Raw genomic sequence first — 25,807 nt, 5'->3', positions numbered from 1 at the left:
CCATGAGCGGCGTCGGGGGAGGAGTCGAGTTACGGGACGCCTTCTCGGCGGACGAGGAGGCGGACGTGCCGCCCCCGCGCACCCTGCTGACGCTCGCGGTCCTCGACTACCGGGACGGCGACGAGGAGTTCACCGACGGCATCCGCGAGCAGTTGGACGTGGTCACCTCGTGGTGGTCGGCCGAGGGGCCGTCCACCGCCTTCCACCAGGTGCCGAACCCGGTGCTGGAGACGCGGGACGATGTGGAGGACTTCTTCCGGGAGCGGGGGGTCCGGGAACTGGGCGGGCAGGCCCTGGTGCTGTTCGTCACCGGCCACGGCCTCTCCGGCGCGTCCCGCTCCCACTATCTGAAGCTGCCCGGCTCGGTGAGGAACCGCAAGCTCGCCACCGCCGTGCGCACCGCTGACGTGGTCGCCGCGGCCCTGGACTCGCACGCGGAGAACGTCCTGGTCATCGTCAACGCCTGCTACGCGGGCCAGTTGGCCCCCGAACTCGCCGCGCTCTACGCCGACATCGGCCAGCAGCGCCGCGAGACCTGCCGGCTGGACGTCCTGGTGACCTGCGGCCACGACCGGCCGGTACAGGTGCGCCGCTTCCCCACGCTGCTGCGCGGAGCCCTGCACCGGCTGCGCACCAACGCCGGGGTGACCACGCCGAATCTGAGCGTCGGCGACTTCATGGCCGAGTTCGAGCGCGGTCTGCGGCGCGGCCCGGAACGGGACCGGCACCGGCTGCGCCAACTGGTCAACAGCTCCAGTCCGCTCGAACCGACCCCGTGCATCCCCAACCCCGGCTACCGGCACGACCGCGAGGGCTCCGGCCCCGGCAGCGCACACGGCGGCGGCAACACCAAGGACGGCTACTGGCTCGACCGGGCCACCGGACGCACGCAGGACGAGGACAGCGGCTGGTACTTCCGCGGCCGCGAGAGCCTCAACCGCACGCTCACCACCCACCTGGACGGCACACGCGCCCGCGGCGTCCTGCTGGTCACCGGCAGCGCGGGCAGCGGGAAGTCCGCCGTGCTCGCCCGCGCGGTGGTCCTCAGCGAGCCCGCGTACCGGAACCAGCCGCTGTGCAAGGCGGCGACCGAACAGGTACCTGCCGCCACCGTTCCGCCGCCGGGCTCCGTCGACGCGGCCGTCCTGGCCCGCCACCAGGACGCCTCCCAGGTCGCCGCCGCCCTGCTGCGCGCACTGGGCGAGACCCCCGCGGCCCCCGAGTCGGCCGAGGACCCGGTCACCTGCTGGTCCCGGCAGCTCGTCACCCACCTGCGCGGCCGCACGGGACGGGTGGGCGTCGTCCTGGACGGCCTGGACGAATCCGAGGAAGCCGACCGCATCGTCACCGACGTCCTGGGCCCCCTCGCCGAGTTCTGCACCGCCCGCCTGCCGTCCCAGGCCAGAGGCGGACGGGGCGAGACGGCAGACCCCGGAGAGCCGGGAGCGCCGGACGGGTCGGGAAGCGAGAGCGGCGGACCGGGTCCCGCCGAGCTGAGCCTGCTGCTCGGCGTCCGCTCCAGCAGACCGGCCGCGGCAGCACCGGCGGACACCTGCCCCGATGCGCAGCGCGGCCTGCTCGACCTCCTGCGCGAGACGTTCCCCGGCGCCGGAGTGGAACGCACCGACGACGAGCAGAGCACAACCGACATCGCGGAGTACGTGACCGCGCTCCTCGGCGACCGCACCGACCCGCGGACCGCGCACGAAGCGGCCGCCCTGGTGGCCCGGCAGGTGTGGCCGTCCTTCATCGACGCGCGCCTGGCCGGGGAACAGCTCAAGGGCGACGCGGATCCGGTGCACACGGTGCGGCAACCGGAGTGGCAGCAGATGCTGGGGCTCGGCGTCAGGGGGCTGCTGCTGCGCGATCTGGCACTGGTGGCCGAGGAAGGGCTCCCCGCCGACGTCGCGCACGCGCTGCTGCGGGCCGCCGCCTTCGCGGAGGGCTCCGGCGTCCCCTGGTCGGTCATCTGGCCGGCGATGGCCCAGACCCTGCTGGGCAGGCCCCTGGAGAACTGGGACGAGATGATCGAGAAGCTGCTCGGCAGCCGGCTCAACGGCTATCTGACCCATGACCACCAGGACGAACGACGCGTCTACCGCCCGACGCACGAATCCCTCACCGAGGTCCTGCGCGCGGGCACCCTGTTCGACAAGGGCGACGGCGCGTGACCGAGCCGCCCGAGCGCCCCGACCGGCACCCGCAGACTCTCGGGCACCTGGAGATCCAGGGCTCCGGCGGCCACCTGGAGATCCGCGACGGGCACGCGGAGAGCCCGCGGCCCGAGCGGCACCAGGAGGCACCCGGTCCCGGCCGGCAGGCACCGGCGGTCCGGCCCGCCGACAGCCACGTGGAGATCCAGCAGAAACTGGCCGCCGCGCTGGCCGATCTGGTGCCCGACGACCCCAGCATCCCCCCGCACCCCTATCTGCGCCGCCACCTGGCCCAGCACGCGGCCCAGGGCCACGTCCTGGACGACACGCATGTGCCGCCCGCCCTGCTGCCCTGGGAGACCAGCGCCGCGGTCCGCCGCCTGCTGGCGGCCGGGGAGTCCAGCTCCCTACGGCAGCAGTGGCTGCAGGCGTGGGCCAAACTCGAACCCTTCACCCGTGACCTCACCCCGCTCTCCCGGCTCGCCAGCCTGCAACTGGCCCACCACGCCGCCACCGCCCGGCACCTGCCGCCGGAGCGGCGCGGCAACCCGCCGGAACCGTTCGCGGAGTCACCGGTCACCCCGCTGTGGAGCGACTGCGCCAGCGCCGAGAACCTCTGGGCCCTCACCGATCCCGCCGTCACCTCCCTGACGTCCGTCACTCCCCGCGGGCCCCGCCGCACGCTCGTCGTCGCCGGGGACGACCACGGCGCGGTACGCCTCCTGCGCCCGGACGGCACCGCGGCGGCCGCCCCCCTGGCCCTGCACCAGGGCGCCGTCACCCATCTGCTCCCGCTGGCCGACGGGCTCGTCGTCACCGCCGGGACCGACGGGCGGGTCACCGTGCTCGACGCGCACCGGGCCCGGCCGATACGGCAGATCCACCACCGCGAGCGCGCCTGGGTCACTTCCCTGATCCGCCACGAGCAGTCCGAGCACGCCCCCGCCCTCCTGGCGGCCTACGGCGACGGGCACATCGCCGCCTTCGACGCCGCCACGTTCCAGCCCGCCGACATTCCCCTCCCCGTCCTCGAAAGCGCCCCGGTGCTCCTCCAGAGCACCCGGCTGCCCGGCCCCGCGGACCCGCCGCGCACGGAGTGCGGATCCCCGGTCCGGGGCGGCGAAGCCGCGGTGTCGGGCCCGCCCCGCTCCGGGACGCCGGTGCTGCTGTTCGCCCAGCACGACACGGTCGGGTGCTTCGACGGCCGCACCACCGCGCGCTGCTCCCGCCATCCCGCGGCCGTCCGCGCGCTGCTGGCCCTGCCGGACCGCAGCGGCCGCTACGCGGTCGCCCTGGAGGACGGCTCACTGGCTCTCCACGACGCAGCCGCACCGCAGCTCCGCCTCCCCGCGCCGACCGGGACCGGGCCGGACACCACTCAGGCCACAGCGCTGCAGGTCGTCGAGGTCGAGAATCGGCAGACCCTCGCCTCGGCGTCGGCGGACGGCACCGTACGGCTGTGGGAACTGCCCGCTCTGCGCCCCCTGCACCTGGCCCTGCCCGGGCACTCCGCCCCGGCCACCGCCCTCACCGCCGTCACCCGCGACGGGCACACCCGTCTCTACAGCGCCGGGCTGGACTCCACCATCCGCACCTGGCCGCTGTCGTCGGCTGCGCTGCAGAACCCCCCGCCGGTCTGGACCCCGATCACCGCCAGCGCCCTCTCGCCCCCGCCCATGCGTCTGCTGGCCACTGCCGAGGAAGCCCGGACCAAGGTGTGGAACATCGAGACCGGCGCGGAGCAACTCGTCCACGAGGGGGACTCCTCGACGGCGCTCGCCTGGGTCCCGCTGGGCACCCGCCTGCTGCTGGCGGCGGGGATGAGCGACAGCAGCGTCGTCCTGTGGGACCTCACCGAGGGCGGCGCTGCCTCGACCGTCCGCGCACTGACGGGGCACTACTCACCCGCGCTGTGCCTGGTGCCGATGATCGACGACGCCACCGCGCTGCTGGCCGGCGGTGGCGCCGACGGCAGAGTCCTGGTGTGGGATCTGAGCACCGGGCGGACCGTGCACAGCTTCTCCCAGCACGTCTTCAGCGTCCGCTGCCTGGCCTCGGTGCACTCCCGGCACGGATTCCTGCTCGCCTCCGGCGGCAGCGACGGCAATGTGCGCATCTGGGACCTGCGGCGCCCCCCGCGCGAGGCGGGCGGCGGCCACCGGTCGGACCCGGTCACCATCCGCTGCGAGCAGCACGCCGTGAACGACGTGGCCTTCTTCCCTCTGGACAACGGCGGGCTGCGACTGGCGACCGCCGGACAGGACGGCTCGCTGAAAGTCTGGTCGGTACGGGAGGGGCAGGGGCAGGAGCCGGTGCCGGGGCGGCAGGAGCGGTCACGGGAGCGGTCGTACGACGGGGTCGACCTCGTACGGGAGTTCAACCCCGGGGACGGCGAACTCACCGCCGTCACCCGGTTCACCGACGGCCGGGGCCGCACCGTCTTCGCGGTCGCGGGCAGGACCGGCATCCACCTGTGGGACGCCACCGTCGACCGGCCGCTCCTGCAAGCCGTGACGGGGTATCCGGTCAACACCCTGAAAATGGCCCCGCAGCGCGCCTCGGAATCGGTCGCGCCGGTGCTGCTGGCCACCGGGGAAGCGGGCACGATGATCCTGCGCCTCGACGACAAGCGCCTCTGAGCGGCCCCTTCTCGACTCCGGCGGCTGCGCGGCTCCGCGCCCTGGGCCGGCTGGGTTCCCGAGGGCGCCGGGCAGGCAGCGGAGAGGCGGGGCGGGTGGGGCGAACGGCCGGAACCAGGGCTCAGGACCGATGCGGTGTGCTGCCGCCCGCATCGGCCCAGGGCGTGCACGGCAAAGGCTTCGGCTCCACGAAGGGCTGCGGTCCGTTCTGCCGGCCGTCCGCTGCCGCCAGATCCCGCACGTGTGCCACCGCCTCGTCCAGAAGGCCCGCGGGGACGAGCCAGTACGTGACTGATGCTGACCATGAGGCGGTCAACCGCGGGCGCCGTACCGGGATTCCCGGGTTCCCTGGGATGCTCGGGTTCCCTGGGATTCCTGGGATTCCCGGGAACGCTGCCCCGGATCCGGATCCGCACCACCACGGGTTCCGTTCGCCCTCCGACGGTTCCCCGGCCTGCCTGCACCCGCGTACCTCCTGCCGACGCGGGGCCGGGGCCCGCGGCAGGACCCCACCGGTGAGCGCTCGAACTCGGCTGTCGCCAGCCGGTGTTCCTGCCCCCGGGAGGCAGGAACGCCGGTGTGGACGGCGCTCGCGGACCTCTGGCGCGGCACCCCGGCCACGGCGTTCCTGCCGGTCAGGTGCATGATGAAGGAGGCGGACGAGGGAAAGGGCGGGGATGGCACACGGGACGGTGGAGAGGCAAGGAAGGACCCCTCCAGCACCGGAGCGCGTCGGCGGCGCGGGCTGGACGGCCGTGTGGCTGACTGGTGCCGTGGCCCTGTCGGCGGAGGGAGTCTTCGCGCTGGTCGTCTTCTTCCTGGTGGGCCTGCGGGACGAGCACTACATCGCCGGTGGCTTCGGGGCCTACATCGGATATCTCCTCGGTGCCGTGATCGCCATGGTCGTGCTCGGCCTGGCGGGGCTTGCCGGCTCGGCTGCGGTCGTCCTGCCGGTCGTACAGCTGTCGCGCTGGTCGGCCCGCAGGAAGGAGCGGACGGAGACAGTGCGCTGGTGCCTGGCTGTGTGCGGCGCGGTCGCCGCGGCTGCAGCCCTGTGCATCGGGGTGCCGACGGCGCTTCTCGGGGGCAGTTGGACTGCGCTCCCGCTGGTACTTCTCGTGGCGTTCCTCGGCCTGGTGCCCGCCGTCCTGTGCAGCCGGACCGTGACCGTCCTGCGCGGCAACCCTGCCCGGTTCGGGCTGGCCGCGGCGGTCCTCGGCTGCGGACTGGCGCTGTCAGCGGTGGTCTTCGTCGGCGGCGTGGCAGCCTACGGGACCGGCCTGCTCCAGGAGTACGAGCCGCCACGGCTCACCGACGCGCAGCTCGTCGGCACCTGGAGCGACGACCGAGGCGGCACCCTCACCCTCCGGGCCGACGGCACCGCGGTGGCCGACGAGCTGGGAGTCCATGGAGCGGAGACGGCGGACGGCGCGGACGTATCCGGGCACTGCAGTGGCTCCGGCTCATGGGCGAAGGGCACCTCGCCGTCCGGAACCCCGCAGCTCGATCTCGACGTCAGCGACTGCACGGAGCCCAACGGCTGGGACTTCGGCGGTACCGAAGAACAGCCCACCCTCTTCCACTGGATCGGCGACCCGGACTCACTCAACCGGCACGTACTGCATCGCGGGGCGTCGGCGCAGTAGTCTCCGCGGACTCGGGGGCCGATCCGGCAGCAGGAGCTCGGCGAACGGCGCGGGGACCGGGAAGAGCGGCCGGCCGAGCCCACTGCGTCCCTCTCGTCGGATGAAGCCCCTGGGGTCTGCCGGACGCCGAGTGGGGCGGGCCCCGGGACCACGCGCGTCGAGTGCGCGGGACTTGGCACCGGATGCATGCGCCCTCTCCGCGCCTCCATGCCTCAACTGTGAGCCCCCGCTGGGCACTTCCGTACGTCCCCACCCGTTGGTCCCGCTGCGCGACAATGGACGACCCGCCTCTCGGCGCACCTCTGCCCGCACCTGCCGCAAGGACTCATGACCGTCTTCCTGACCCCACCGGCCCGCCACGACGCGTCGGACGCCCGCGACGTCCGCTCCCGCAGCACAGCGCTGCAGACCGGCTCCGGCTCCGGCTCCGGCTCCGGAGCCGGCACCGGCACCGGCGCCGGAACGCCGAGGAGGCCGCGATGACCAGTCATCTTCCTCCCGTCACGCTGGTCCGCCCCCCGGAGCGCGGTGTCTGGCGACTCGGCAGGGCGGCCGAACCCCTGCGCTACAACAGGGTCGAGCCGGAGACCACGGGCGGCTCGGGTGCGGGAAGGTTCAGTCTCTTCAGCTACGGGATGCTCTACACCTGCACTGAGACCACCGGCTGCTACGCGGAGGCCCTGGCGCCGTTCCGCGTCCATCCGCGGATGCGCCGCCTGATGGCCCAGGACGGGCTGTCCGAGGGCGGCGGCCGGATGCGGCCGGGGCACCTGCCGTCGAGCTGGCGGAACGAACGCATCCTGGTGCGGCTCCGGCCGCCCGCCGAGGGGCGGTTCCTGGACGTCGAGTCCGAGGACACCCGGCGGTTCCTCGGCGAAGAGCTGAAGAGCGAACTGGGCGACTGGGTCGCCGCGGACTCTCTCTCGGACCACGACCTGCACGGCACGGACCGGCGGATCACCCGGCAGATCGCCGCCTGGAGCGTGGCCCAGCGCGACACGCAGGGCCACCAACTGATCCAGGGGATCGCCTTCCGCTCCGGATACGGCGGGCGCCGGTGCTGGGCGCTCCTGAGCGGCCCGGAGATCGAGGAGGTGGAGCGGCGGCCGATCCTCGCGGAGTCCCCCGAGTTGCAGGAAGTCGCTCGTGAGTTCGGTCTGACGGTCTGGTGAGGCTGCGGACCGGCCGGCGGGCAGCCCCGTGACCCTGTCGGACGGGGGCGGGAGCGGCGCCCCGCCGGCGAGGCGGCCGGTGGCGGAGGAGGACTCGGCCGCCCGGGACCCCGGCGGTGCCGCCGGGACGATCGGCCGTACGACTCGTCACCCGGATTGAGTCAATCTGCCGGCTGCTGTCTCGATCCCGCCGTCGGCAACTCTCCCTCCTGCTCGCATGTGGCCTGGCCAGAGACCTGAGGGGAGATCAGAGGGGGATTCGAGGGGGTTTTAAGGGTCTTTTAGAGTGGGAAAAATCTGGAGTATGGGGTGTGGTCAAGGGTAGTCTCCTTCCATCAGGAGCAGGGAGAAGGCATGTTGAGCACGCCGACTATGCACTTGTCCAGGCCCCGCGCCCTCGGGATCCGAGCACGCCAGGCGCGACGAGCGCCTTCGGAGCGTCCCGCCGCTCGCTCGCGAACCCGACGACCGCCGGTGCGGGGACAGGCACGTCCCGGACGCGGGCCCGCCCCGCGGCACAGCAGTCGCTGTCACCGCGCACCCTGCGCCTCCAACAGCCCGCACACAGCCTTCAGTGACCTTCCGCGACCAGTTCGCACGGCCCGCCCGGACTGACCTGCCGGGGGGAATGAGGAGACCATGCAGACACAGCGAGAGCCAGCCGCAGAAGCCCGAGCACACCGCGACACCGCGGAGCGGACCGTCGCGGATGTCGCGCGCTTCCTGCAGGACAACTTCGGCCAACGGGTGACGGCCCTCATCGCGGGCATCGAGGACCCCAAGCAGGTCGGCAAGTGGTGCAAGGGCAACAACGTGCCCCGGATCGATTCCGAACTCCGGCTGCGCACCGCCTACCAGGTGTTCAAGCTCATCGAGAACGGCGAGAACTCCCACGTCGCCCGCGCCTGGATGATCGGGATGAACCCCCAACTGGAGGACGACGCTCCGGTGCAGGCCATCGCGGAGGAGCGGTTCAAGGACGTCATGGGGGCCGCCCGCTCCTACCTGCAGGGCGACCTCTGAACGACCGTTCCCGGCCCGTTCCGGGCCGGGAACGCCCTCCCCGGCGCTTCCAGCCCGGCGTCGGACCGGAGGGCCGTGCTCGCTCCACCGCGCACCCGCGGACCGCGCACGCCCGCGGCAGCGGCACCAGCAGCGCGCAGGCCCCCACCCGCCGGAGCCGTCCGGCGAGCGGGGGCCTGCGCTGTGCCGCCGTCCGGCGGCGGGCGAGAGGGGCCGAGGGCAGCCCCTGCGGGAGCAACCGTGTCCGGCGGACCGCCCACCTGGCCGGAGCGGCACCGGTCCGCTCTCCGGCCGGCTGCCGACAGCCCCCGGGAAAGCCGTTGCGCCCACCGGGAGGGCGCCCTCTACCGTGGCGCCGTGACCACCCACGTGATCGTGCTCAACGGCGGCTCCAGCTCCGGCACGTCGGAGCTCGCCAGAAGCCTGCAGGCCACCCTGCCCGAGCCCTGGCTCGCTCTCGGAGTCGACGACCTGATCGAGGCCATGCCCGCGTCGCTGCGGAACGGGGACACCGGCATCGGATTCGCGGCGGACGGCGGAGTGAGCGTCGGGCCGCGGTTCCGGGAGGTGGAGGCCGCGTGGATGGCCGGCGTCGCGGCGATGGCCGGCGCGGGAGCCCGGGTCGTCGTCGACGAGGTCTTCCTCGGCGGCGGTGCTTCGCAGCGGCGGTGGCAGCACGCCCTTCGCGGACTGGAGGTGCTGTGGGTCGGCGTCCGCTGCGAGAGCGCGGTCGCCGCGGCCCGCGAACAGGTCCGCGGCGACCGCGTCCGCGGAATGGCCGCCTCCCAGGCAGAGCTGGTGCACCAAGGCGTGCGCTACGACCTCCAGGTCGACACCACCCGCACCCCCTCCGCGGAGTGCGCCCGCACCATCGCGGCCCACGTCCACCACTGACCGCTCGGCGGCCCCGGCGCGGTCGGCCCGGGAGCGGGTGGTCCGGGTGGCGTGGGGGCGACCCGGGCGCTCCGACCATGCCGCCGCGCTCCGCGAGGTGGAATCGCGTACGGTTGACGGCTGCCCTAAGGAGAGCAGAAGGGGGCCGCCGCGGTGAACGCGCAGCACAGAGCGGAGCCGGAGACCGTACGTGACCGCGAGGTCGACGCGGAGCAACAGCACCTCGACCGGGTGTACCGGAGGCTGGAAGAGAAGATCCATGAGGCCGAGTTCCTGATGGACGACGCCGCCAAGCGCGCCCAGGTGGGCACTCCCGGCGCCCTGGCCGAGCGCGATGCGCAGGTGTTCCGCGCGGGGGTCCATCTCAACCGGCTCAACAGCGAATTCGAGGACTTCCTCTTCGGGCGGATCGATCTGCTGGAGGGCAAGACCGGGGAACGGGGCCCGGACGGCGCCTACACCTCCGTGGAGCCCGCGGACGGTGCTGTGCGCGCGGTGGACGGCGAGCAGCGGGCCGACATCGCGGAGACCCTGCACATCGGGCGGCTCGGGGTGCTGGACGCCGACTACTCGCCGCTGGTCATCGACTGGCGGGCGCCCGCGGCGGGGCCCTTCTACCGGTCCACCCCCGTGGCGCCCGGCCGGGTGGTGCGCCGCCGCGTCATCCGCAGCAAGGGCCGGCGGGTGCTCGGCGTCGAGGACGATCTGCTGCGCCCCGAGCTCACCGCCCGGCTGGACGGCGCTCCGCTGGCCGTGATCGGTGACGGGGCGCTGATGGCCGCGCTGGGGCAGGCCCGCAGCCACGCGATGCGGGACATCGTCTCCTCCATCCAGGCCGAGCAGGACGAGGTCATCCGGGCGCCCGCGGCGTCGGTCACCGAGGTGGCGGGCGGCCCGGGAACCGGCAAGACGGCGGTGGCCCTGCACCGCGCCGCCTACCTGCTGTACCAGGACAGGCGCCGCTACGCGGGCGGCATCCTGATCGTGTCCCCGACTCCGCTGCTGGTCTCGTACACGGAGGGTGTGCTGCCCTCGCTCGGCGAGGAGGGCCAGGTCGCGATCCGGGCGCTGGGCTCGCTGGCCGAGGAGACGGCGGGCGCGGAGGCGACGACGTACGACGAGCAGCGCGTCGCCCGCGTCAAGGGATCGGCGCGCATGGTGAAGGTGCTGCGCAAGGCGGCCCGCGGGGCGCTCGACCTGGGGCTGCGGGCGCCGGTGCCGGAGCGGCTGCGGGTCGTCGCCTTCGGCGGACGCCTGGAACTGGACGCGGCGGAACTGGCCGCCGTGCGTCAGCAGGTCCTCGGGGGCACCGCGCCGGTCAATCTCATGCGGCCCCGTGCGCGGAAACTGCTGCTGGACGCGCTGTGGGAGAAGTCCGGGGCGCACCGGCGGCACGAGGACCCCGAACTGGCCGCCGAGGCCCGGCAGGGCTTCGACGAGGACATCGCGTCCGAGGACGTGTTCACCGACTTCCTCGATGCCTGGTGGCCGGAGCTGGGCCCCCGCGAGGTGCTCGCGGCCATGGCCGACGAGGCGCGGTTGGGCCGCTGGGCGCGGCGCGTGCTGCGGCCCGCCGAGGCGCGGATGCTGGCGCGCTCCCTCGCCGCGCGCCTCACCCCGCAGGGTGAGGGAGCGCTGTCGGTGCACGACATCGCGCTGCTGGACGAGCTGCGCACGCTGCTGGGCGCCCCCGCCCGCCCCAAGAAGCGCGAGGTGGACCCGGTGGACCAGCTCACCGGGCTGGAGGAGCTGACCACCGCGGCCGACCGGGACGGGAACGGGCGCCGGGAGCGCGCCGCCGACCGGCTGCCGTCGGAGCGCACCGAGTACGCGCACGTCATCGTGGACGAGGCGCAGGACCTCACTCCCATGCAGTGGCGGATGGTGGGCCGCCGCGGGCGGCACGCCACCTGGACGATCGTCGGCGACCCGGCGCAGTCCTCCTGGACCGACCCGGACGAGGCGGCCGCGGCGCGGGACGAGGTGCTCGGGAAGCGGCCCCGGCGCCGCTTCGAACTGACCGTCAACTACCGTAACCCCGCCGAGCTGGCCGTCCTCGCCGACCGGGTGCTGGCGCTGGCCATGCCCGGGACGGCGCCGCCGCGCGCCGTGCGGTCCACCGGTGTCGACCCCGAGTTCGCCGTCGCGGGCGGCGTCGCGGGCGATGCCGCAGGTGCGGTCGCGGGCGATGGCGCTGCTGGCGTCCCGGGCGGTGACCGGGGCGGCGGTGACCTGGGCGCGGCGGTGCGGGAGAGTGCCGCACGACTGCTGGCGGAGGTCGAGGGCACCGTCGGGGTCGTGGTCGCGATGCGGCGGCGGGAGGAGGCGTGGAAGTGGCTCGCGGGACTGGGGGAGCGGGTCGTCGCGCTCGGGAGTCTCGAGGCCAAGGGACTGGAGTACGACGCTGCGCTCGTCGTCTCCCCCGCGGAGATCGCCGACGAGTCACCCGCCGGACTGCGCGTGCTGTATGTGGCGCTCACCAGGGCGACGCAGCGGCTGTTGGTGCTCAGCGCGGAGGCCGACCTCCCCGACGAGGCGGGGGTCCCCGACCTGCTGCGGGACTGATCCGCCGGGGCTCGGCACGGCCTGCGGAACGGCTTCAGAAGCGGTGCGTGCGGGGGGAATCGCGGCGGCGGGTCGTTTGTTAGCCTGGGTGTGGCACCGGCCCGATCCATGCCCCCGGGCCCAACCATAGGCGCTCAGAGCGCCCACTTGCCGCGAGGCGAGCTGGCGGGTCGGTGTCATTGAACGTGAAGCGAAGAGGGCTCCCGTCGTCCGGACGGGAGCCCTCTTCGCTGTGTGGACGCCGCCCTCGGCGGCGCAGTCCGCGGTGGTCGACCCCGGTGGTCGGCCGTGGTGGTCGGTCACGGGGGCCGGAACGGGGCCGACGGCCGACAGCGGTCGTCCGCGGTGGTCGTCCGTGGCCGTCCGCAGTGGTTGTCCGCGGGGCGTCCGAGGCCGTCCGGGGGTCCTCGGCCGACCGTCGCCGGCAGCCGCCGACAACAGAGGACAACAGACGACAGCGGATGACAGCGGACGACAGCGCGGTCGACCCGCCTGGTCAGCCGACCACGCGGACGCCGTCGGCCTGCGGGCCCTTGCGGCCCTGGGTGATCTCGAACTCGACGCGCTGTGCGTCCTCCAGGCTGCGGTACCCCTCACTGTCGATCGAGCTGTAGTGCACGAAGACGTCCGGTCCGCCGCCTTCCTGTGCGATGAAGCCGTAGCCCTTCTCGGCGTTGAACCACTTGACCGTGCCCTGAGCCATGTTTCCGGGTCTCCTGTGATGCAGAGGCAGTGTGCGGGCCGATCCTAAGTCGGTTTCGGTCCGTTTCAGAGGAATTGGGGCCGTTTCTCTTCCGGTTCTCTTCCGGGGAACCGCGGGGCCCGCACCCGGTCGCACAGGTGACAATCTCTCGGATAGTGGAATACGATTTCCGAAACAAGGGATGCGTTACCACGTACCGGGGGGTAGGTGGGACGATCTGTTGACGTGGCGCGCTGCAGGCCGTAAGAAATGCGGCCCCCGCGCGCACGCGCACAACGTGACAAGGGAAAGCAGAGGAAGTCGGCAATGGCGCCAAGCGTCTCCTACTCGATGACGGTCCGCCTGGAGGTCCCCGCAGGCGGGACGGCGGTCAGTCAGCTCACCACGGTCGTGGAGTCCTCCGGAGGCTCGGTCACGGGTCTCGACGTGACCGCCTCGGGCCACGAGCGGCTGCGGATCGACGTGACGATCGCGGCCAGTTCCACCGCGCACGCCGACGAGATCGTGGCCGAGCTGCGCACCATCGAGGGCGTCGCCATCGGCAAGGTCTCGGACCGTACCTTCCTGATGCACCTCGGCGGCAAGATCGAGATGTCCGCCAAACACCCCATTCGCAACCGCGACGACCTGTCGATGATCTACACCCCGGGCGTGGCCCGGGTCTGCACGCAGATCGCCGAGCACCCCGAGGACGCGCGACGCCTGACGATCAAGCGCAACAGCGTCGCTGTCGTCACCGACGGCTCCGCCGTGCTGGGCCTGGGCAACATCGGCCCGCAGGCGGCGCTTCCGGTGATGGAGGGCAAGGCGGCCCTCTTCAAGCGGTTCGCCGGGATCGACGCCTGGCCGATCTGCCTGGACACCCAGGACACCGACACGATCGTGGAGGTCGTCAAGGCCCTGGCGCCCGGCTTCGCCGGGATCAACCTGGAGGACATCTCCGCGCCGCGCTGCTTCGAGATCGAGGCGCGGCTGCGGGAGGCCGTCGACATCCCCGTCTTCCACGACGACCAGCACGGAACCGCCATCGTGGTGCTCTCCGCGCTCTACAACGCGCTGCGCGTGGTGGGCAAGCGGATCGAGGACGTCCGCGTCGTGATGTCCGGGGCGGGCGCCGCCGGTACGGCGATCCTGAAGCTGCTGCTGGAGGCGGGCGTCAAGCACGCCGTCGTCGCGGACATCCACGGCGTCGTCCATGCGGGCCGCGAGGACCTGGCGGATGCCGAGGAGGGCTCGCCGATGCGGTGGGTCGCCGACAACACCAACCCCGAGGGGCACACCGGCACCCTCAAGGAGGTCGTGGTCGGTGCGGACGTCTTCATCGGCGTCTCCGCGCCCGACGTCCTGGACGGCAGCGACATCGCCAGGATGGCCGAAGGCGCCATCGTGTTCGCGCTCGCCAACCCGGACCCGGAGGTCGATCCGGCAGCGGCCCGCGAGTCGGCCGCCGTGGTGGCCACCGGACGGTCGGACTTCCCCAACCAGATCAACAACGTGCTGGTCTTCCCGGGTGTCTTCCGCGGCCTGCTGGACGCCCAGTCCCGCACCGTGGACGACGCGATGATGCTGGCGGCCGCGCGGGCGCTGGCCGACGTGGTCGGCGAGGACGAGCTGAACCCGAACTACATCATTCCCAGCGTCTTCAACGAGAAGGTCTCCGGCGCCGTCGCCGGCGCGGTCCGCGAGGCCGCGCTGAGCGAGGGCGAGGCGAAGGCCGCCAAGGAGCGGGCCCAGGCCGGCTGAGGGCTCTGCTCTGCTCGGGCCGGCTGAGGGCTCTGCCGGGGCCCACCGGGCCTGCTGAGGGCCTGGGCAAGACCCCACCGGCCCCACCGGCCCCACTGGGCCTCGCCTGGCCCACCGGCCTCCACCGGGGGCTGTGCACGTCCCGCCGCGGTTGCTCGGCGGGGGCAGCGCCGTCCGGCGGCGCGTCGCGGCTCGCGGCCGCGAGGCCCGCGGCCACGAGGCGGTCCGCGTCGGCCGGGAGCCCGCGCCGGAGGGGGCACACCGTGCGGCGCCGCCTGCGGCCCGTGCGGGCGCCGCGCAGGGGCGTGACGCCGTGTCGGCAGCGGGGGCCCCGGCGCGTCGGGCGGGGGTTCACTCGGGCGGGCCCCTTAGTGTTGCGGGCAGCCAGAGGCCAAGACACGTCAGCACGCGCGAGGGCGCCGGATGACGCCGGATTGGCTTTCCCGCCGCAGGTAGGGGCAGGATGCATTCCCAAGGACTTCGTCCGAGGGGGAGACCCCGAAACGGACCTTGTCCAGGGGGATACCCCCACGGGGCGCGCGGGCCCGAAGGCGGACCCGGGTCCGGGGACTGTCGGAGGGCCCTGGCAGCATCGGCTTCGATCTCACGCCTCATCGGCAAGAAGAACACGGGAGTACGAATTATGAACCGCAGTGAGCTGGTGGCCGCTCTGTCCGAGCGTGCCGAGGTGACCCGTAAGGACGCCGACGCGATCCTGTCGGCGTTCGCCGAGACCGTCGGCGAGGTCGTCGCCAAGGGCGACGAGAAGGTCACCATCCCCGGCTTCCTCACCTTCGAGCGCACCCACCGGGCGGCGCGCACCGCGCGCAACCCGCAGACCGGTGACCCGATCCAGATCCCGGCCGGGTACAGCGTCAAGGTTTCGGCGGGCTCCAAGCTCAAGGAAGCGGCGAAGGGCAAGTAAGCCCTGAGGCACTGAAGCAGAGGGCGGCCCCCCACTCGGGGGGCCGCCCTTCGTGTGTCCGCGGCCGGGGCGCGGTACCGCCCCGGGTGCTCTCGCGAGACCGCCCCGAGCCGGGCCCCGCTCTCCGGACCTGCAGCCGAGCCGTGCACTGAAACCGGGTGCTGGGCGCCCCGTCGGGGGACCGGAAACCCCCTCCGTCCCCAGCCGGGACCCCCGGTCCGGGGAGGAGCCGGGACCCCCGGTCCGGGGAGGGCCGGCAGCCGCGCCCGGCCCCCGTCCTCGGGACGCACCCGGCGGGTCCGGGTGCCGCGCGGCTGCGGCGCCCGGACCGGACCGGAGTCAGCCGTCGTCCTCCCCGAACGCGAGTGGCAGCGCTCCCAGGTCGACTTCCTGGAGGGAGGGCAGCAGCAGGGTGCCGGGGGCCTCCTCGATGCCGTCCACAGTCGGGACGGCGATCACCCGGCAGCCTGCGGCGCGGGCGGAGGCGGCGCCGGTGGGGGTGTCCTCCAGGGCCAGGCACGCGGTCGCGGGGACCCCCAGGAGGCGGGCGGCGGCCAGATAGGGGTCCGGGTGCGGCTTGCCGCGCGGGGTCTCCCCGTGTGCGACCGAGCAGGTGAAGCGGTGCGGCCCCAGAGTGGTCAGCACCAGGTCGGCGACGGGCCGCTCGGACGCCGTGACGAGCGCCACCGGGACGCCCATGCCCCGGGCGCTGTCCAGCAGCGCCAGCGCGCCCGGCTGCACCGTCACCCCGGCGCGCACCCGCGCCGTGAACGCGGCGTCCAGCCGGTCCTGCGCGGACGCGGCGGCCAGTCCGGTGCGCTGGGCCACGAGCGCGGCCGCGCCGTCCAGCGGCAGGCCCGCGAAGGGGGCGAGGGCGGCCGCACCGGCGTCGGCGCCGTGCTCGGCCAGCAGCTCGGCGAGGGTCGCAAGCCAGTCGCGCTCGGTGTCGACGAGGGTGCCGTCCATGTCGCAGAGCAGGGCGGCGGGCGTCCGGCCGGTTCCCGGCCGGACGCGGGGGGAGGCGGGCGCGGTGGCGCCTCCCGGCGGCAGGCCGGGGGAGGGCGGGGGAGTGGGCAATGCGGGCTCGCACTTCGTCGGTGGGTGGAGGCTGCCGACACGCGGGTCGCGCGTCGGCGGGTCGGCTCACGCGCGGGTGCGCGCCAGCGGATTGGTCTGCGTGGAGTTGCGGACGGTGAAGACGACCGAGCCGGGGCGGTAGCGGTCGTCGGAGGTCTCCACGGGGCGGCCGTCGGCCGTCGTGGTGGTGCGGCGCACCCGCAGCAGCGGGCTGCCGCGGCGTACGCCCAGGTGCTCCGCGTCGGCGGTCCCGGCGGCCACCGCGTCGATGTGGTGCTCGCCGTGTGCGAAGACGAGCCCGCTGTCGTCGTGGAGCCGCTGGGTCACCGACTCGCAGTCGGCCGGCAGCCCGTCGACGGCGGTGCCGATCCACTCCGCGTAGACGGTGCGCTCCAGCAGCACGGGCTCCCCGTCCAGGGTGCGCACCCGGAGCACGCGCAGCACCGGAGCGCCGTGCGGCACCTGGAGCAGTCCGGCCTCCTCGGGGCGTGCGGTGTCCCAGTCCGAGGCCACCACCAGTCCGCCCGCGGTCCGGCCTCCGGCGCGTGCCCACTGGGCGAAGCTGCGCAGTTCGGTGAAGGTCTGGCTGGGCGTGGTGGACAGCACCACGCGGCGGGCGCCCTGCCGGGAGCCGATCAGGCCCTCGGCGAGCAGCGCGGAGACGGCTTGCCGGACGGTGCCGCGGGAGGCGCCGTGCGCGGTGGCGAGTTCCGCCTCCGAGGGGAGGGTCGCGCCGACCGGGTAGTGCCCGTCGGCGATGGCGCGGCGCAGCTCGTCGGCGATCCGCTCGTGCCGCGCGCCGCCGCGCTGCGACGGCGTACGGCCAGTGGTCCTGCGGCGGCCACCGCGGGCGGACTCGGACATGGGGCGACTCCCTCGACGTGCTGCGCTCACTGGCTGCGCTGGCTCCGCCAGATCATGCCATCTGTGCGCAGCAGTGCGCACATCACTGGGCCGGGGCAGATGCGTATATCCGCAGTTCGCAGCGCTAAACCTGTTCGCAAATAACGCTTTGAGCTGGGAGTTTGATGAATACCCGGGCTTTGCGCCGTGGGGTGCGTACTGCTAGCTTGCCCACGCTCAATGAATCGAGCTTGTCCATACAGGTGACGGGCGCGAACCCCAGGAGTGGAAACGTGAAGGCAGACCATCTCAGCCGTAGGAGCCGCCTGTTGACCGCCGCGGCAGCGGTCGTCACTCTCTCCGCCGCGGCAACCGGCTGCGGCTCGGCACCGGCGCAGGGCTCGGACAGCGAGGCGAGCAAGGCCCGCTCGGCCGCGGACCTGGGCGGCATGGACAAGCTGGTGGCGGCGGCGAAGAAGGAGGGCGAGCTGAACGTCTACGCCCTCGCGCCGACCTGGTCCAACTACGGCCAGATGATCAAGACCTTCGAGAAGAAGTACGGCATCGAGGTCCACAACGAGGACCCGGGCGGCAGCAGCCAGGGCGCGCTGAACGCCGCGGCCAAGCGCAAGGGCCAGGACCGCGCCGTCGACGCGCTCGACCTGGGCACCGCGTTCATGCAGCAGGCCAAGGCCAAGAAGCTGCTGGCCCCCTACAAGGTCAAGGGCTGGGACGCGATACCCGACTCGCAGAAGCAGTCCGACGGCTCCTTCATGAACAACTACGGCGGCTACATCTCCCTCGGCTGCGACGCCAAGGCCGTCAAGAAGTGCCCCAAGAGCTTCAAGGACCTGCTGAAGCCGGAGTACAAGAACAAGGTCGCCCTCAACGGCAACCCGAACGAGTCCTCCTCGGCCTTCTCCTCCGTCATCGCCGCCTCGCTCGCCAACGGCGGCGGCTTCGACGACGTGCAGCCCGGCCTCGACTTCTTCGAGAAGCTCAAGAAGAGCGGCAACTACGTGCCCGTCGAGTCCACCAAGGCCACCATCCAGAAGGGCGAGACGCCCATCTCCATCGACTGGGACTACCTCAACCTCGGCTATGGCGAGGAACTGAAGTCCAAGAGCGTGGACTGGCAGGTCAACGTGCCCACCGACGGCCAGTACTCGCAGTACTACAACCAGGGCGTCAACAAGTACGCGCCCCACCCGGCGGCCGCCCGGCTGTGGCTGGAGTTCCTCTACAGCCCCGAGGGCCAGAACATCTGGCTCAGGGGCTACTCGCGGCCCGCGCTGCTGGAGAAGATGACCGAGGACGGCACCGTCGACAAGAAGGCCGCCGCCAAGCTCCCCGAGGTCGAGGGCACGCCGAAGTTCCCCACGCACGCCCAGGAGGCCGAGGCGCAGAAGACCATCAGCGAGGGCTGGGGCGCGGCGGTCAGCTGATGGCTGTGACGACCCCCGCCTCCGCGGCCGACTCCGCCGCCCCCGCGACCGGGCAGCAGCCCGGCGCCACCCCGCCCGCGTCGGCGCGCCGCCGCGCGGGCGGCGGCGCCCGGCACTGGCGCTGGCCCGCCGTCGTACCGTTCTTCGCGTTCATGGCCGTCTGCTTCGGCCTGCCCGCCTGCACCCTGGCCTACAACGCGTTCACCGTCGTCGACCCGGCCACCGGCGCCGACCACTACAGCCTGGAGAACGTACGGCACTCGCTGTCCGGCGCCTACGCCACCGGACTGGCAGGCAGCGTCAAACTCTCCCTGCTCAGCGCCGTGCTGGCCACCGTCCTGGGCACCGTCATCGGGCAGGCGCTGCTCAGCTCCCGGAACGGGGCGCTGCGCAAGGCCGCCGTCTCGGCGTCCGGCGTCTTCGCCAACTTCAGCGGAGCGCCGCTCGCCTTCGCCTTCATCGCCACCCTCGGCACCACCGGAACCGTGACGCGGCTGCTGCACCTGAAGAGCACCGGGTTCAGCCTCTACACCTTCACCGGACTGGTGCTGGCCTACCTGTACTTCATGGTGCCGCTGATGGTCGTCACCGTGCTGCCCGCACTGGACGGCGTCCGCACCCAGTGGCGGGAGGCCGCCGCCTCCTGCGGCGCGACCAAGGCGCAGTTCTGGCGGCACGTGGGGCTGCCGGTGCTGATGCCCTCGCTGCTGGGCGGAGCCGTGCTGATGTTCGGCACCGCCTTCGCCTCGCACGCCACCGCCGCCGTGATGACGGGCAGCTCGGTACCGCTGATCACCATCCAGATCGCCAACGCGCTGTCCGGCAACGTCCTGGTCGGGCAGGAGAACCTCGCACTCGCCATGAGCCTCAACATGGTGGTGATCGCGCTGCTCGTGATGGCCGTACAGATCCCGCTGCAACGACGGAGCAACCGATGGCTGGGCTGACCGCCACCCCCCGTGTACGCCGGGTGCGCAAGCGCCCGTACGGCAGCTTCCTGGTGCTGCTGCTGGCCGCGCTCTACTTCCTCGTCCCCGTCGCCGCCTCCCTCTGGTTCACCGTCGACGACCCCGGCAAGGGCGTCACCTTCGGCGCGTACGCCCGGGGCCTGCGGGACGAGGGCATGGCCACCAGCCTCGGCCTGTCGATCCGGCTCGGCCTGGCGACGGTCGCGCTGGGGCTGCTGCTGATGGTGCCCACCATGGTCGTCGTCGCGCTGCGGCTGCCCAGGCTGCGCCGCGTCGTCGAGGTGCTGTGCATGGTGCCGCTCATCATGCCGCCCGTCGCCCTCGTGGCCGGGGTCAGCACGGTGCTCTCCTGGGAGCAGGATCTGGCCGACACCCCGCTGTGGGCCACCTTCCAGGCGCTGCACAACAAGAGCTTCCCGCTGGTCCTCGTCCTCGTCTACACCGTCATGTCGCTGCCGTTCCTCTACCGCTCGCTGGACGGCGGACTGCGCGGCACCGACCTCAAGACGCTGGTGGAAGCCTCCCGCAGCCTGGGCGCCTCGCGGCTGGGCACGCTGTGCCGGGTCGTGGTCCCCAACCTGCGGCCCGCCATCGTCAGCGGCGCCGTCCTCAGCCTGGCCATGGTGCTGGGCGAGTACACCGTGGCGAGCGTGCTCGGATTCGAACCGTTCTCCGTGTGGATGGTGCACGTCGGCGACTACGAGGCCCAGCTCTCCGTCGCCGCCGCCATGCTCAGCCTGCTCATCACCTGGGGCCTGCTGCTCCTGCTCACCAACCTCGCCGGCGGACGCACCCGCAACCGGAACCGCAACCGGAACCGGACCGGCGACCGGAGGAAGACGACCGTATGACCACCACCGCGCGCACCGACACCACCGACACCACAGCGAGCACCGGCACAGCCGCCGCGACCGCACCCGGCACGGCGGCCACCCCCGAGGACCAGCCCGGCGGCGTCGGCCTGCGGCTGCGCGGACTGCAGCGCTCCTTCGGCGCCACCACCGCGCTCGACGGGCTCGACCTGGACATCACCCCCGGTGAACTGGTGGCCCTGCTGGGCCCGTCCGGCTGCGGCAAGACCACCGCGCTGCGCATCATCGCCGGGTTCGAGAGCGCCGACCGGGGCGAACTGCTCATCGGCGGCGAGGACGTGACCGCCGTGCCCGCCAACCGGCGGGACATCGGCATGGTCTTCCAGTCCTACAGCCTCTTCCCCACCATGACGGCCGCAGAGAACGTCGCCTACGGGCTGCGCGTCCGCAAGGCCCCCAAGGCGGAGCGGGCGGCGCGCGCCGGTGAACTGCTGGAACTGGTCGGGCTGCCGGGCCGCGAGAAGCACTACCCGCACCAGCTCTCCGGCGGCCAGCAGCAGCGCGTCGCACTCGCCCGCGCCCTGGCCATCCGCCCCCGGATCCTGCTGCTGGACGAACCGCTCTCCGCACTGGACGCCAAGGTGCGGCTGCAACTGCGCGAGGAGATCCGCCGCCTCCAGCTCGAACTGGGCATCACCACCGTCTTCGTCACCCACGACCAGGAGGAGGCGCTGTCGATGGCCGACCGCGTCGCGGTGATGCGGGACGGCCGCCTGGAGCAGTGCGCCCCGCCGAACGAGCTCTACGAGCGGCCCGCGACGCCGTTCGTCGCCGAGTTCGTCGGCACGATGAACCGGCTGCCCGGCGTCGTCCGCGACAGCGGCACCGTCGAGGTGCTCGGACGGCGGCTGCCGGTGCACGGGGAGTGCCCCGGCAGCGGCCGCGAGGTGGACGTCCTGCTGCGCCCCGAGGGGCTGAAGGTGCACACCGGCGCCGAGGCGCAGGGCGAACCGGCGACCGTCCGGGTGGCCACCTTCCTCGGCGGCGTCACCCGCCTCCTGCTGAGCACCGACTCCGGAGCCGAGGCCAAGGCCGACCTGCCGAGCTGGGAGGCGGAGACCCTCACTCCGGGCGCCCGCTGCACCCTCACCCCGCACGACAACCCGGTCCTGGTGGAGGAGGTCGCCCGCTGACGGCTGACGGCTGACGGCTGACGGCTGACGGCTGACGGTCGGCGGCTGACGGCTGTCGGCTGATTGCTGACGGTCCGCGGCTGGCGGTCGAGGGCCGGCGGATGCCGCTGGCCGCCGACGCCGACGCATTGATAGCCGACCGTTGATCGCCGACCGCTGGGCTTCGGTCGGGTCCGGCCCGTCGTACGGGGGGACGACGGGCCCGCGGCGAGTTCCTTCGCGGCCTGCGGTGGTTCATCGCAGGCCGCGCGGTGCTTCTTCGCGTTCCGCCCCGGGCGGGGCCGGGGCGGTCGGCGGTCGGACGGCACCAGGACGGCCGGGCAGGGCCGGGGCGGCTCGCGCCGCTGCCCGGCCGGGCCGGTACCGCTGCCCGGGAGGCGCCGCTGTGGGCGGGCGCTGCCGTTACGGGCGCTCCACCTTGGCGCCGAGATCCGCCAGCTTGTGCATGAAGTTCTCGTAGCCGCGGTTGATCAGGTCGATCCCGTGCACCCTGGAGGTCCCCTGCGCGGCCAGTGCCGCGATCAGATACGAGAAGCCGCCGCGCAGGTCCGGGATCACCAGATCGCTGCCCTGCAGCTTCGTCGGCCCGGACACCACGGCCGAGTGCAGGAAGTTGCGCTGCCCGAAGCGGCAGGGCATCCCGCCCAGGCACTCGCGGTAGAGCTGGATGTGCGCCCCCATCTGGTTGAGCGCCGAGGTGAAGCCGAGCCGCGACTCGTACACCGTCTCGTGCACGATCGACAGCCCCGACGCCTGCGTCAGCGCCACCACCAGCGGCTGCTGCCAGTCGGTCTGGAAACCCGGGTGGACGTCCGTCTCCAGCGCGATGGCGTTCAGCGGGCCGCCCGGGTGCCAGAACCGGATGCCCTCGTCACCGATCTCGAACGCGCCGCCCACCTTCCGGAAGGTGTTCAGGAACGCGATCATCGACCGCTGCTCGGCGCCGCGCACGAACACGCTGCCCTCGGTCGCCAGCGCCGCGCTCGCCCAGGAGGCCGCCTCCAGACGGTCCGGCAGCGCCCGGTGGGTGTAGCCGCCGAGCTTGTCGACGCCCGTGATGCGGATGGTGCGGTCCGTGTCCATCGAGATGATCGCGCCCATCTTCTGCAGCACGCAGATCAGGTCCTCGATCTCCGGCTCCACGGCCGCGTTGGACAGCTCCGTGACGCCCTCCGCCAGCACCGCCGTCAGCAGCACCTGCTCCGTCGAGCCGACCGACGGGTACGGCAGCCGGATCTTGGTGCCGCGGAGCCGCTGCGGGGCCTCCAGGTACTGCCCGTCGGCCCGCTTCTCGATCGTCGCGCCGAACTGCCGCAGCACGTCGAAGTGGAAGTCCACCGGACGCCCGCCGATGTCGCAGCCGCCCAGCCCCGGGATGAAGGCGTGGCCGAGCCGGTGCAGCAGGGGACCGCAGAACAGGATCGGGATCCGCGACGAGCCCGCGTGCGCGTCGATGTCCGCGACGTTGGCGCTCTCCACATGGGAGGGGTCGAGCACCAGCTCGCCGGACTCGTCCCCGGTGCGGACCGTGACGCCGTGCAACTGCAGCAGTCCGCGTACGACCCGGACATCGCGGATGTCCGGCACGTTGCGCAGGCGGCTCGGTTCACTGCCCAGCAGCGCGGCGACCATGGCCTTGGGGACGAGGTTCTTCGCACCCCGGACACGGATCTCGCCCTCGAGCGGGGCGCCACCGTGGACGAGGAGTACGTCGGCTGGGCTGTCGGTCATGGATCTCCGCGATTCCGCGAGACGGGATGGGACAACAGGCAAGCGTAATGGCCCCGTCCGGTGCCGACCCAAGCCCGTGGGGGGTCGGCGACTGTCACAGGTACGCAATAACACGGAGGGTCGTCCACCTGTCACCTCAGGTGCTGTATATGCGTGCTGCGGCGGATGGGTACTGGTGCGTATGCGTTCTGAGGTGCTCTGCGGCTCGAGGTGCGCCGCTGGGATGCGCCATGCCCTGAAGTGCCCCGCGGCCTGAAGTGCCCCGCGTTCCGCGGGGCCGTGTGCGGGGCCCTGCGCTCTGTGTGCTGGTCTCCGGGCTCTGCGGCGCATGGTGCGGCTTCCGCAAGGTGGTCGAGGGGTCTCAATGGGTCACCGGCGGGCGGCCGGTCTGTGCCGGGCGCCCTGCCCGTACCCACCCGGCCCGGCCCGCGAGCCGCCCCGCGCCGCACCCCGCTTCGGCCTCCGAGGCCCCCGATCCGGCCATTGGGTCCCGCAAACGGCCCAGGTGCGGGATCATTGCCGTATGACCGAGGTGTCCTCGCTCACCGGACGACTGCTCGTCGCCACACCGGTGCTGGCCGATCCGAACTTCGACCGCGCGGTGGTGCTCCTCCTCGACCACGACGAGGAGGGCTCACTGGGCGTGGTCCTCAACCGACCCACCCCGGTGGACGTCAGCGACATCCTGGAGCCGTGGGCCGCGCTCGCCGGGGAGCCCGGCGTCGTCTTCCAGGGCGGCCCCGTCTCGCTGGACGCGGCGCTGGGCGTCGCGGTGGTGCCCTCCGGCAGAGGCGACCGCTCCGACGGGGATCCGGCCCTGAGTGCCGAGGACGCCCCGGGCGGCCCGGCCGGGTCCGTGTCCGGGGGCCCGCAGGCAGGGCGCACGCGGGAGGACGGCCCGGCGGCGGAACCGCAGGACCGGTCCGGCGGACGCCCCCGGGAGCCGGACGCACCGGGCACCGCGGACCGTGCGAGCACCGGGGCCGTGCACGCTGCCGGGAGCGGGGCGACGGCGGACACCGGTACCGCCGAGCGGCAGGCGACGGAAGAGCCCGGAGCTGCCGAGCATGGCACCGGGGGCCGCGGGGCGACCGGCGAGCCCGGCACTGGAGACCGACCGGCGACCGGCGACCGCGATGCTGGTGACCGTGGACGCCGGCAGCCCCAGGAGCGGGGTTCCGCGGGCGGTGGCGAGTCGGCGGGCGAGGGCGGCGCGGATGCCGCGGAGGCCGACACCGAGTACGGCGACGCAGGGCCGGAGACGGACACCGTCCTCGACACGGACGGGCCGCTCGGGTGGCGCCGCGTGCACGGTGCCATCGGCCTTGTCGACCTGGAGGCCCCGCCCGAACTGCTCGCCGCCGAACTCGGCTCCCTGCGGATCTTCGCCGGGTACGCGGGATGGGGCCCGGGGCAACTGGAGAAGGAGCTGTCGGAGGGTGCCTGGTACGTCGTCGAGTCCGAGCCCGGCGACGTCTCCTCCCCGGCTCCTGAGCGGCTGTGGCGGTCCGTCCTGCGCAGGCAGCGCAGCGAGCTGGCGCTGGTCGCCACGTATCCGGACGACCCGTCCCTGAACTGAGCTCCCGGCCGGCCGGGCGGTGCCCGGGAGGCGGCGCCGGGACGAGTCCCCGGGCCCCTGCAAGCGGCCCCGAACTGGGGTCCGTGCGGGGCCCCCGACGGGTGACCCGTGTCCCGGCCCATGCCTGACGTGTTCCGGTCGCATGAGTACCCTTGGACTGCATGAGCACTCTTGAGCCCGAGCGCGGGGCGGGCACCGGCACACTCGTCGAACCGACCCCGCAGACATCGCACGGTGACGGCGATCACGAGCGATTCGCCCACTATGTCCAGAAGGACAAGATCATGGCGAGCGCGATGGAGGGGACTCCCGTCGTCGCGCTCTGCGGGAAGGTCTGGGTCCCGGGTCGCGACCCGAAGAAGTACCCGGTCTGCCCGATGTGCAAGGAGATCTACGAGACGATGGGTGCCGGAGGGGACAAGAACGGCAAGGACGGCAAGGGCGGCGACAAGAAGTAGCCCGCCCCCGCGTCTGAGCTCAGCGCCCCCGCGCACCCGCGCACCGCGGCTCCGTACCGCGCGCGTTTCACACTGCCGCCCCGCCCGTACCCGGTACGGGCGGGGCGGCAGTGCTGTGTGCCACAGCCTTCTCCCCGCTGGTTCGGGATTGTTGTGCTCCGGTTCCCGCTGGTGAAGTCGGTGGGTGGGGTGCGGGGTGCGCTGCTACCGTCAGGTGCACGACAGTTACCTGATGCTA

Annotated in this window: 20 protein-coding genes and 1 pseudogene; 17 read left to right on the top strand and 4 right to left on the bottom strand. The window is 73.0% G+C overall.

Annotated features, from left to right (window positions below; translation table 11 throughout):
• The first annotated feature begins 2 nt into the window (after positions 1-2).
• The 8 genes from BMX65_RS30265 (at position 3) to BMX65_RS30235 (ending at position 12,092) form a co-directional block, all read left to right on the top strand.
• Complete coding sequence (locus BMX65_RS30265; protein ID WP_239502273.1) at positions 3-2,171, top strand: ATP-binding protein; 2,169 nt, start codon at positions 3-5, stop codon at positions 2,169-2,171.
• Positions 2,168-4,792 carry a WD40 repeat domain-containing protein gene (locus tag BMX65_RS30260; protein ID WP_239502272.1) on the top strand — a complete coding sequence of 875 codons (2,625 nt, stop codon included), beginning with the start codon at positions 2,168-2,170 and terminating at the stop codon, positions 4,790-4,792. The genes BMX65_RS30265 and BMX65_RS30260 overlap by 4 nt, the downstream gene beginning before the upstream one ends.
• Positions 4,793-5,565: 773 nt before the next feature.
• Positions 5,566-6,438, top strand: a complete 873-nt coding sequence (locus tag BMX65_RS30255; protein WP_143081901.1) for a hypothetical protein — start codon at positions 5,566-5,568, stop codon at positions 6,436-6,438.
• Positions 6,439-6,765: 327 nt separating this feature from the next.
• Positions 6,766-6,921 carry a hypothetical protein gene (locus tag BMX65_RS33125; RefSeq protein ID WP_162637700.1) on the top strand — a complete coding sequence of 52 codons (156 nt, stop codon included), beginning with the start codon at positions 6,766-6,768 and terminating at the stop codon, positions 6,919-6,921.
• Positions 6,918-7,610, top strand: a complete 693-nt coding sequence (locus tag BMX65_RS30250; RefSeq protein ID WP_075003552.1) for an RES domain-containing protein — start codon at positions 6,918-6,920, stop codon at positions 7,608-7,610. The genes BMX65_RS33125 and BMX65_RS30250 overlap by 4 nt, the downstream gene beginning before the upstream one ends.
• Positions 7,611-8,249: 639 nt before the next feature.
• Positions 8,250-8,633 (top strand): XRE family transcriptional regulator, encoded by a 384-nt coding sequence (locus tag BMX65_RS30245; protein WP_075003551.1) that lies wholly within the window; start codon positions 8,250-8,252, stop codon positions 8,631-8,633.
• A gap of 357 nt (positions 8,634-8,990) precedes the next feature.
• Positions 8,991-9,527 carry a chloramphenicol phosphotransferase CPT gene (cpt, locus tag BMX65_RS30240; protein WP_075003550.1) on the top strand — a complete coding sequence of 179 codons (537 nt, stop codon included), beginning with the start codon at positions 8,991-8,993 and terminating at the stop codon, positions 9,525-9,527.
• A 153-nt stretch (positions 9,528-9,680) separates the two neighbouring features.
• Positions 9,681-12,092 carry a HelD family protein gene (locus BMX65_RS30235; protein ID WP_075003549.1) on the top strand — a complete coding sequence of 804 codons (2,412 nt, stop codon included), beginning with the start codon at positions 9,681-9,683 and terminating at the stop codon, positions 12,090-12,092.
• 496 nt (positions 12,093-12,588) lie between these two features.
• On the opposite strand, the gene BMX65_RS30230 is transcribed toward BMX65_RS30235, so the two are convergent.
• Positions 12,589-12,795 carry a cold-shock protein gene (locus BMX65_RS30230; RefSeq protein WP_019354305.1) on the bottom strand — a complete coding sequence of 69 codons (207 nt, stop codon included), beginning with the start codon at positions 12,793-12,795 and terminating at the stop codon, positions 12,589-12,591.
• Positions 12,796-13,101: 306 nt separating this feature from the next.
• On the opposite strand from BMX65_RS30230, the gene BMX65_RS30225 reads away from it, so the two are divergent.
• Positions 13,102-14,538, top strand: a complete 1,437-nt coding sequence (locus tag BMX65_RS30225) for an NAD-dependent malic enzyme (RefSeq protein ID WP_107437624.1) — start codon at positions 13,102-13,104, stop codon at positions 14,536-14,538.
• Between the two features lie 643 nt (positions 14,539-15,181).
• Positions 15,182-15,463 (top strand): HU family DNA-binding protein, encoded by a 282-nt coding sequence (locus tag BMX65_RS30215; protein ID WP_016469244.1) that lies wholly within the window; start codon positions 15,182-15,184, stop codon positions 15,461-15,463.
• A 339-nt stretch (positions 15,464-15,802) separates the two neighbouring features.
• On the opposite strand, the gene BMX65_RS30210 is transcribed toward BMX65_RS30215, so the two are convergent.
• Both BMX65_RS30210 and BMX65_RS30205 read right to left on the bottom strand, forming a co-directional pair.
• Positions 15,803-16,441: an HAD family hydrolase gene (locus BMX65_RS30210; protein WP_280529002.1), complete on the bottom strand. Its 639-nt coding sequence runs from the start codon at positions 16,439-16,441 to the stop codon at positions 15,803-15,805.
• A 165-nt stretch (positions 16,442-16,606) separates the two neighbouring features.
• Positions 16,607-17,404 (bottom strand): GntR family transcriptional regulator, encoded by a 798-nt coding sequence (locus tag BMX65_RS30205; RefSeq protein WP_239502270.1) that lies wholly within the window; start codon positions 17,402-17,404, stop codon positions 16,607-16,609.
• A 272-nt stretch (positions 17,405-17,676) separates the two neighbouring features.
• On the opposite strand from BMX65_RS30205, the gene BMX65_RS30200 reads away from it, so the two are divergent.
• Genes BMX65_RS30200 through BMX65_RS30185 form a run of 4 tightly spaced genes read left to right on the top strand, consistent with a single transcriptional unit; the run spans position 17,677 to position 21,801 of the window.
• Positions 17,677-18,828, top strand: coding sequence for an extracellular solute-binding protein (locus BMX65_RS30200; RefSeq protein ID WP_075003546.1), 1,152 nt, complete (start codon positions 17,677-17,679; stop codon positions 18,826-18,828).
• On the top strand, positions 18,828-19,775 hold the full coding sequence (locus BMX65_RS30195; protein ID WP_075003545.1) for an ABC transporter permease: 948 nt from the start codon (positions 18,828-18,830) through the stop codon (positions 19,773-19,775). Before BMX65_RS30200 ends, BMX65_RS30195 begins: the two co-directional genes overlap by 1 nt.
• Positions 19,763-20,647: an ABC transporter permease gene (locus tag BMX65_RS30190; RefSeq protein WP_075003544.1), complete on the top strand. Its 885-nt coding sequence runs from the start codon at positions 19,763-19,765 to the stop codon at positions 20,645-20,647. Before BMX65_RS30195 ends, BMX65_RS30190 begins: the two co-directional genes overlap by 13 nt.
• Positions 20,644-21,801 (top strand): ABC transporter ATP-binding protein, encoded by a 1,158-nt coding sequence (locus tag BMX65_RS30185; protein WP_239502269.1) that lies wholly within the window; start codon positions 20,644-20,646, stop codon positions 21,799-21,801. Before BMX65_RS30190 ends, BMX65_RS30185 begins: the two co-directional genes overlap by 4 nt.
• Before the next feature lie 402 nt (positions 21,802-22,203).
• On the opposite strand, the gene murA is transcribed toward BMX65_RS30185, so the two are convergent.
• Entirely contained in the window at positions 22,204-23,532 is a 1,329-nt protein-coding gene (murA, locus tag BMX65_RS30180) for a UDP-N-acetylglucosamine 1-carboxyvinyltransferase (protein ID WP_075003543.1), read from the bottom strand.
• A gap of 523 nt (positions 23,533-24,055) precedes the next feature.
• Between murA and BMX65_RS34395 the strand changes: the two are divergent.
• The 3 genes and pseudogenes from BMX65_RS34395 to BMX65_RS30170 form a co-directional block, all read left to right on the top strand.
• Positions 24,056-24,475: pseudogene (locus BMX65_RS34395) on the top strand (YqgE/AlgH family protein); the annotation flags it as partial.
• A 42-nt stretch (positions 24,476-24,517) separates the two neighbouring features.
• Complete coding sequence (locus BMX65_RS34390; protein ID WP_420856845.1) at positions 24,518-25,111, top strand: YqgE/AlgH family protein; 594 nt, start codon at positions 24,518-24,520, stop codon at positions 25,109-25,111.
• 161 nt (positions 25,112-25,272) lie between these two features.
• A complete protein-coding gene (locus BMX65_RS30170) occupies positions 25,273-25,569 on the top strand; it encodes a DUF3039 domain-containing protein (RefSeq protein ID WP_019357562.1) in 297 nt (98 codons plus the stop codon).
• The last annotated feature ends 238 nt before the right edge of the window (positions 25,570-25,807 follow it).

The sequence above is a fragment of the Streptomyces qinglanensis genome, assembly GCF_900111245.1.
GTDB classification, from domain to species: Bacteria; Actinomycetota; Actinomycetes; order Streptomycetales; family Streptomycetaceae; genus Streptomyces; species Streptomyces qinglanensis.
The sequence above is the reverse complement of the archived record's forward strand: the minus strand, read 5'-3'. Positions and strand labels throughout refer to the sequence as shown.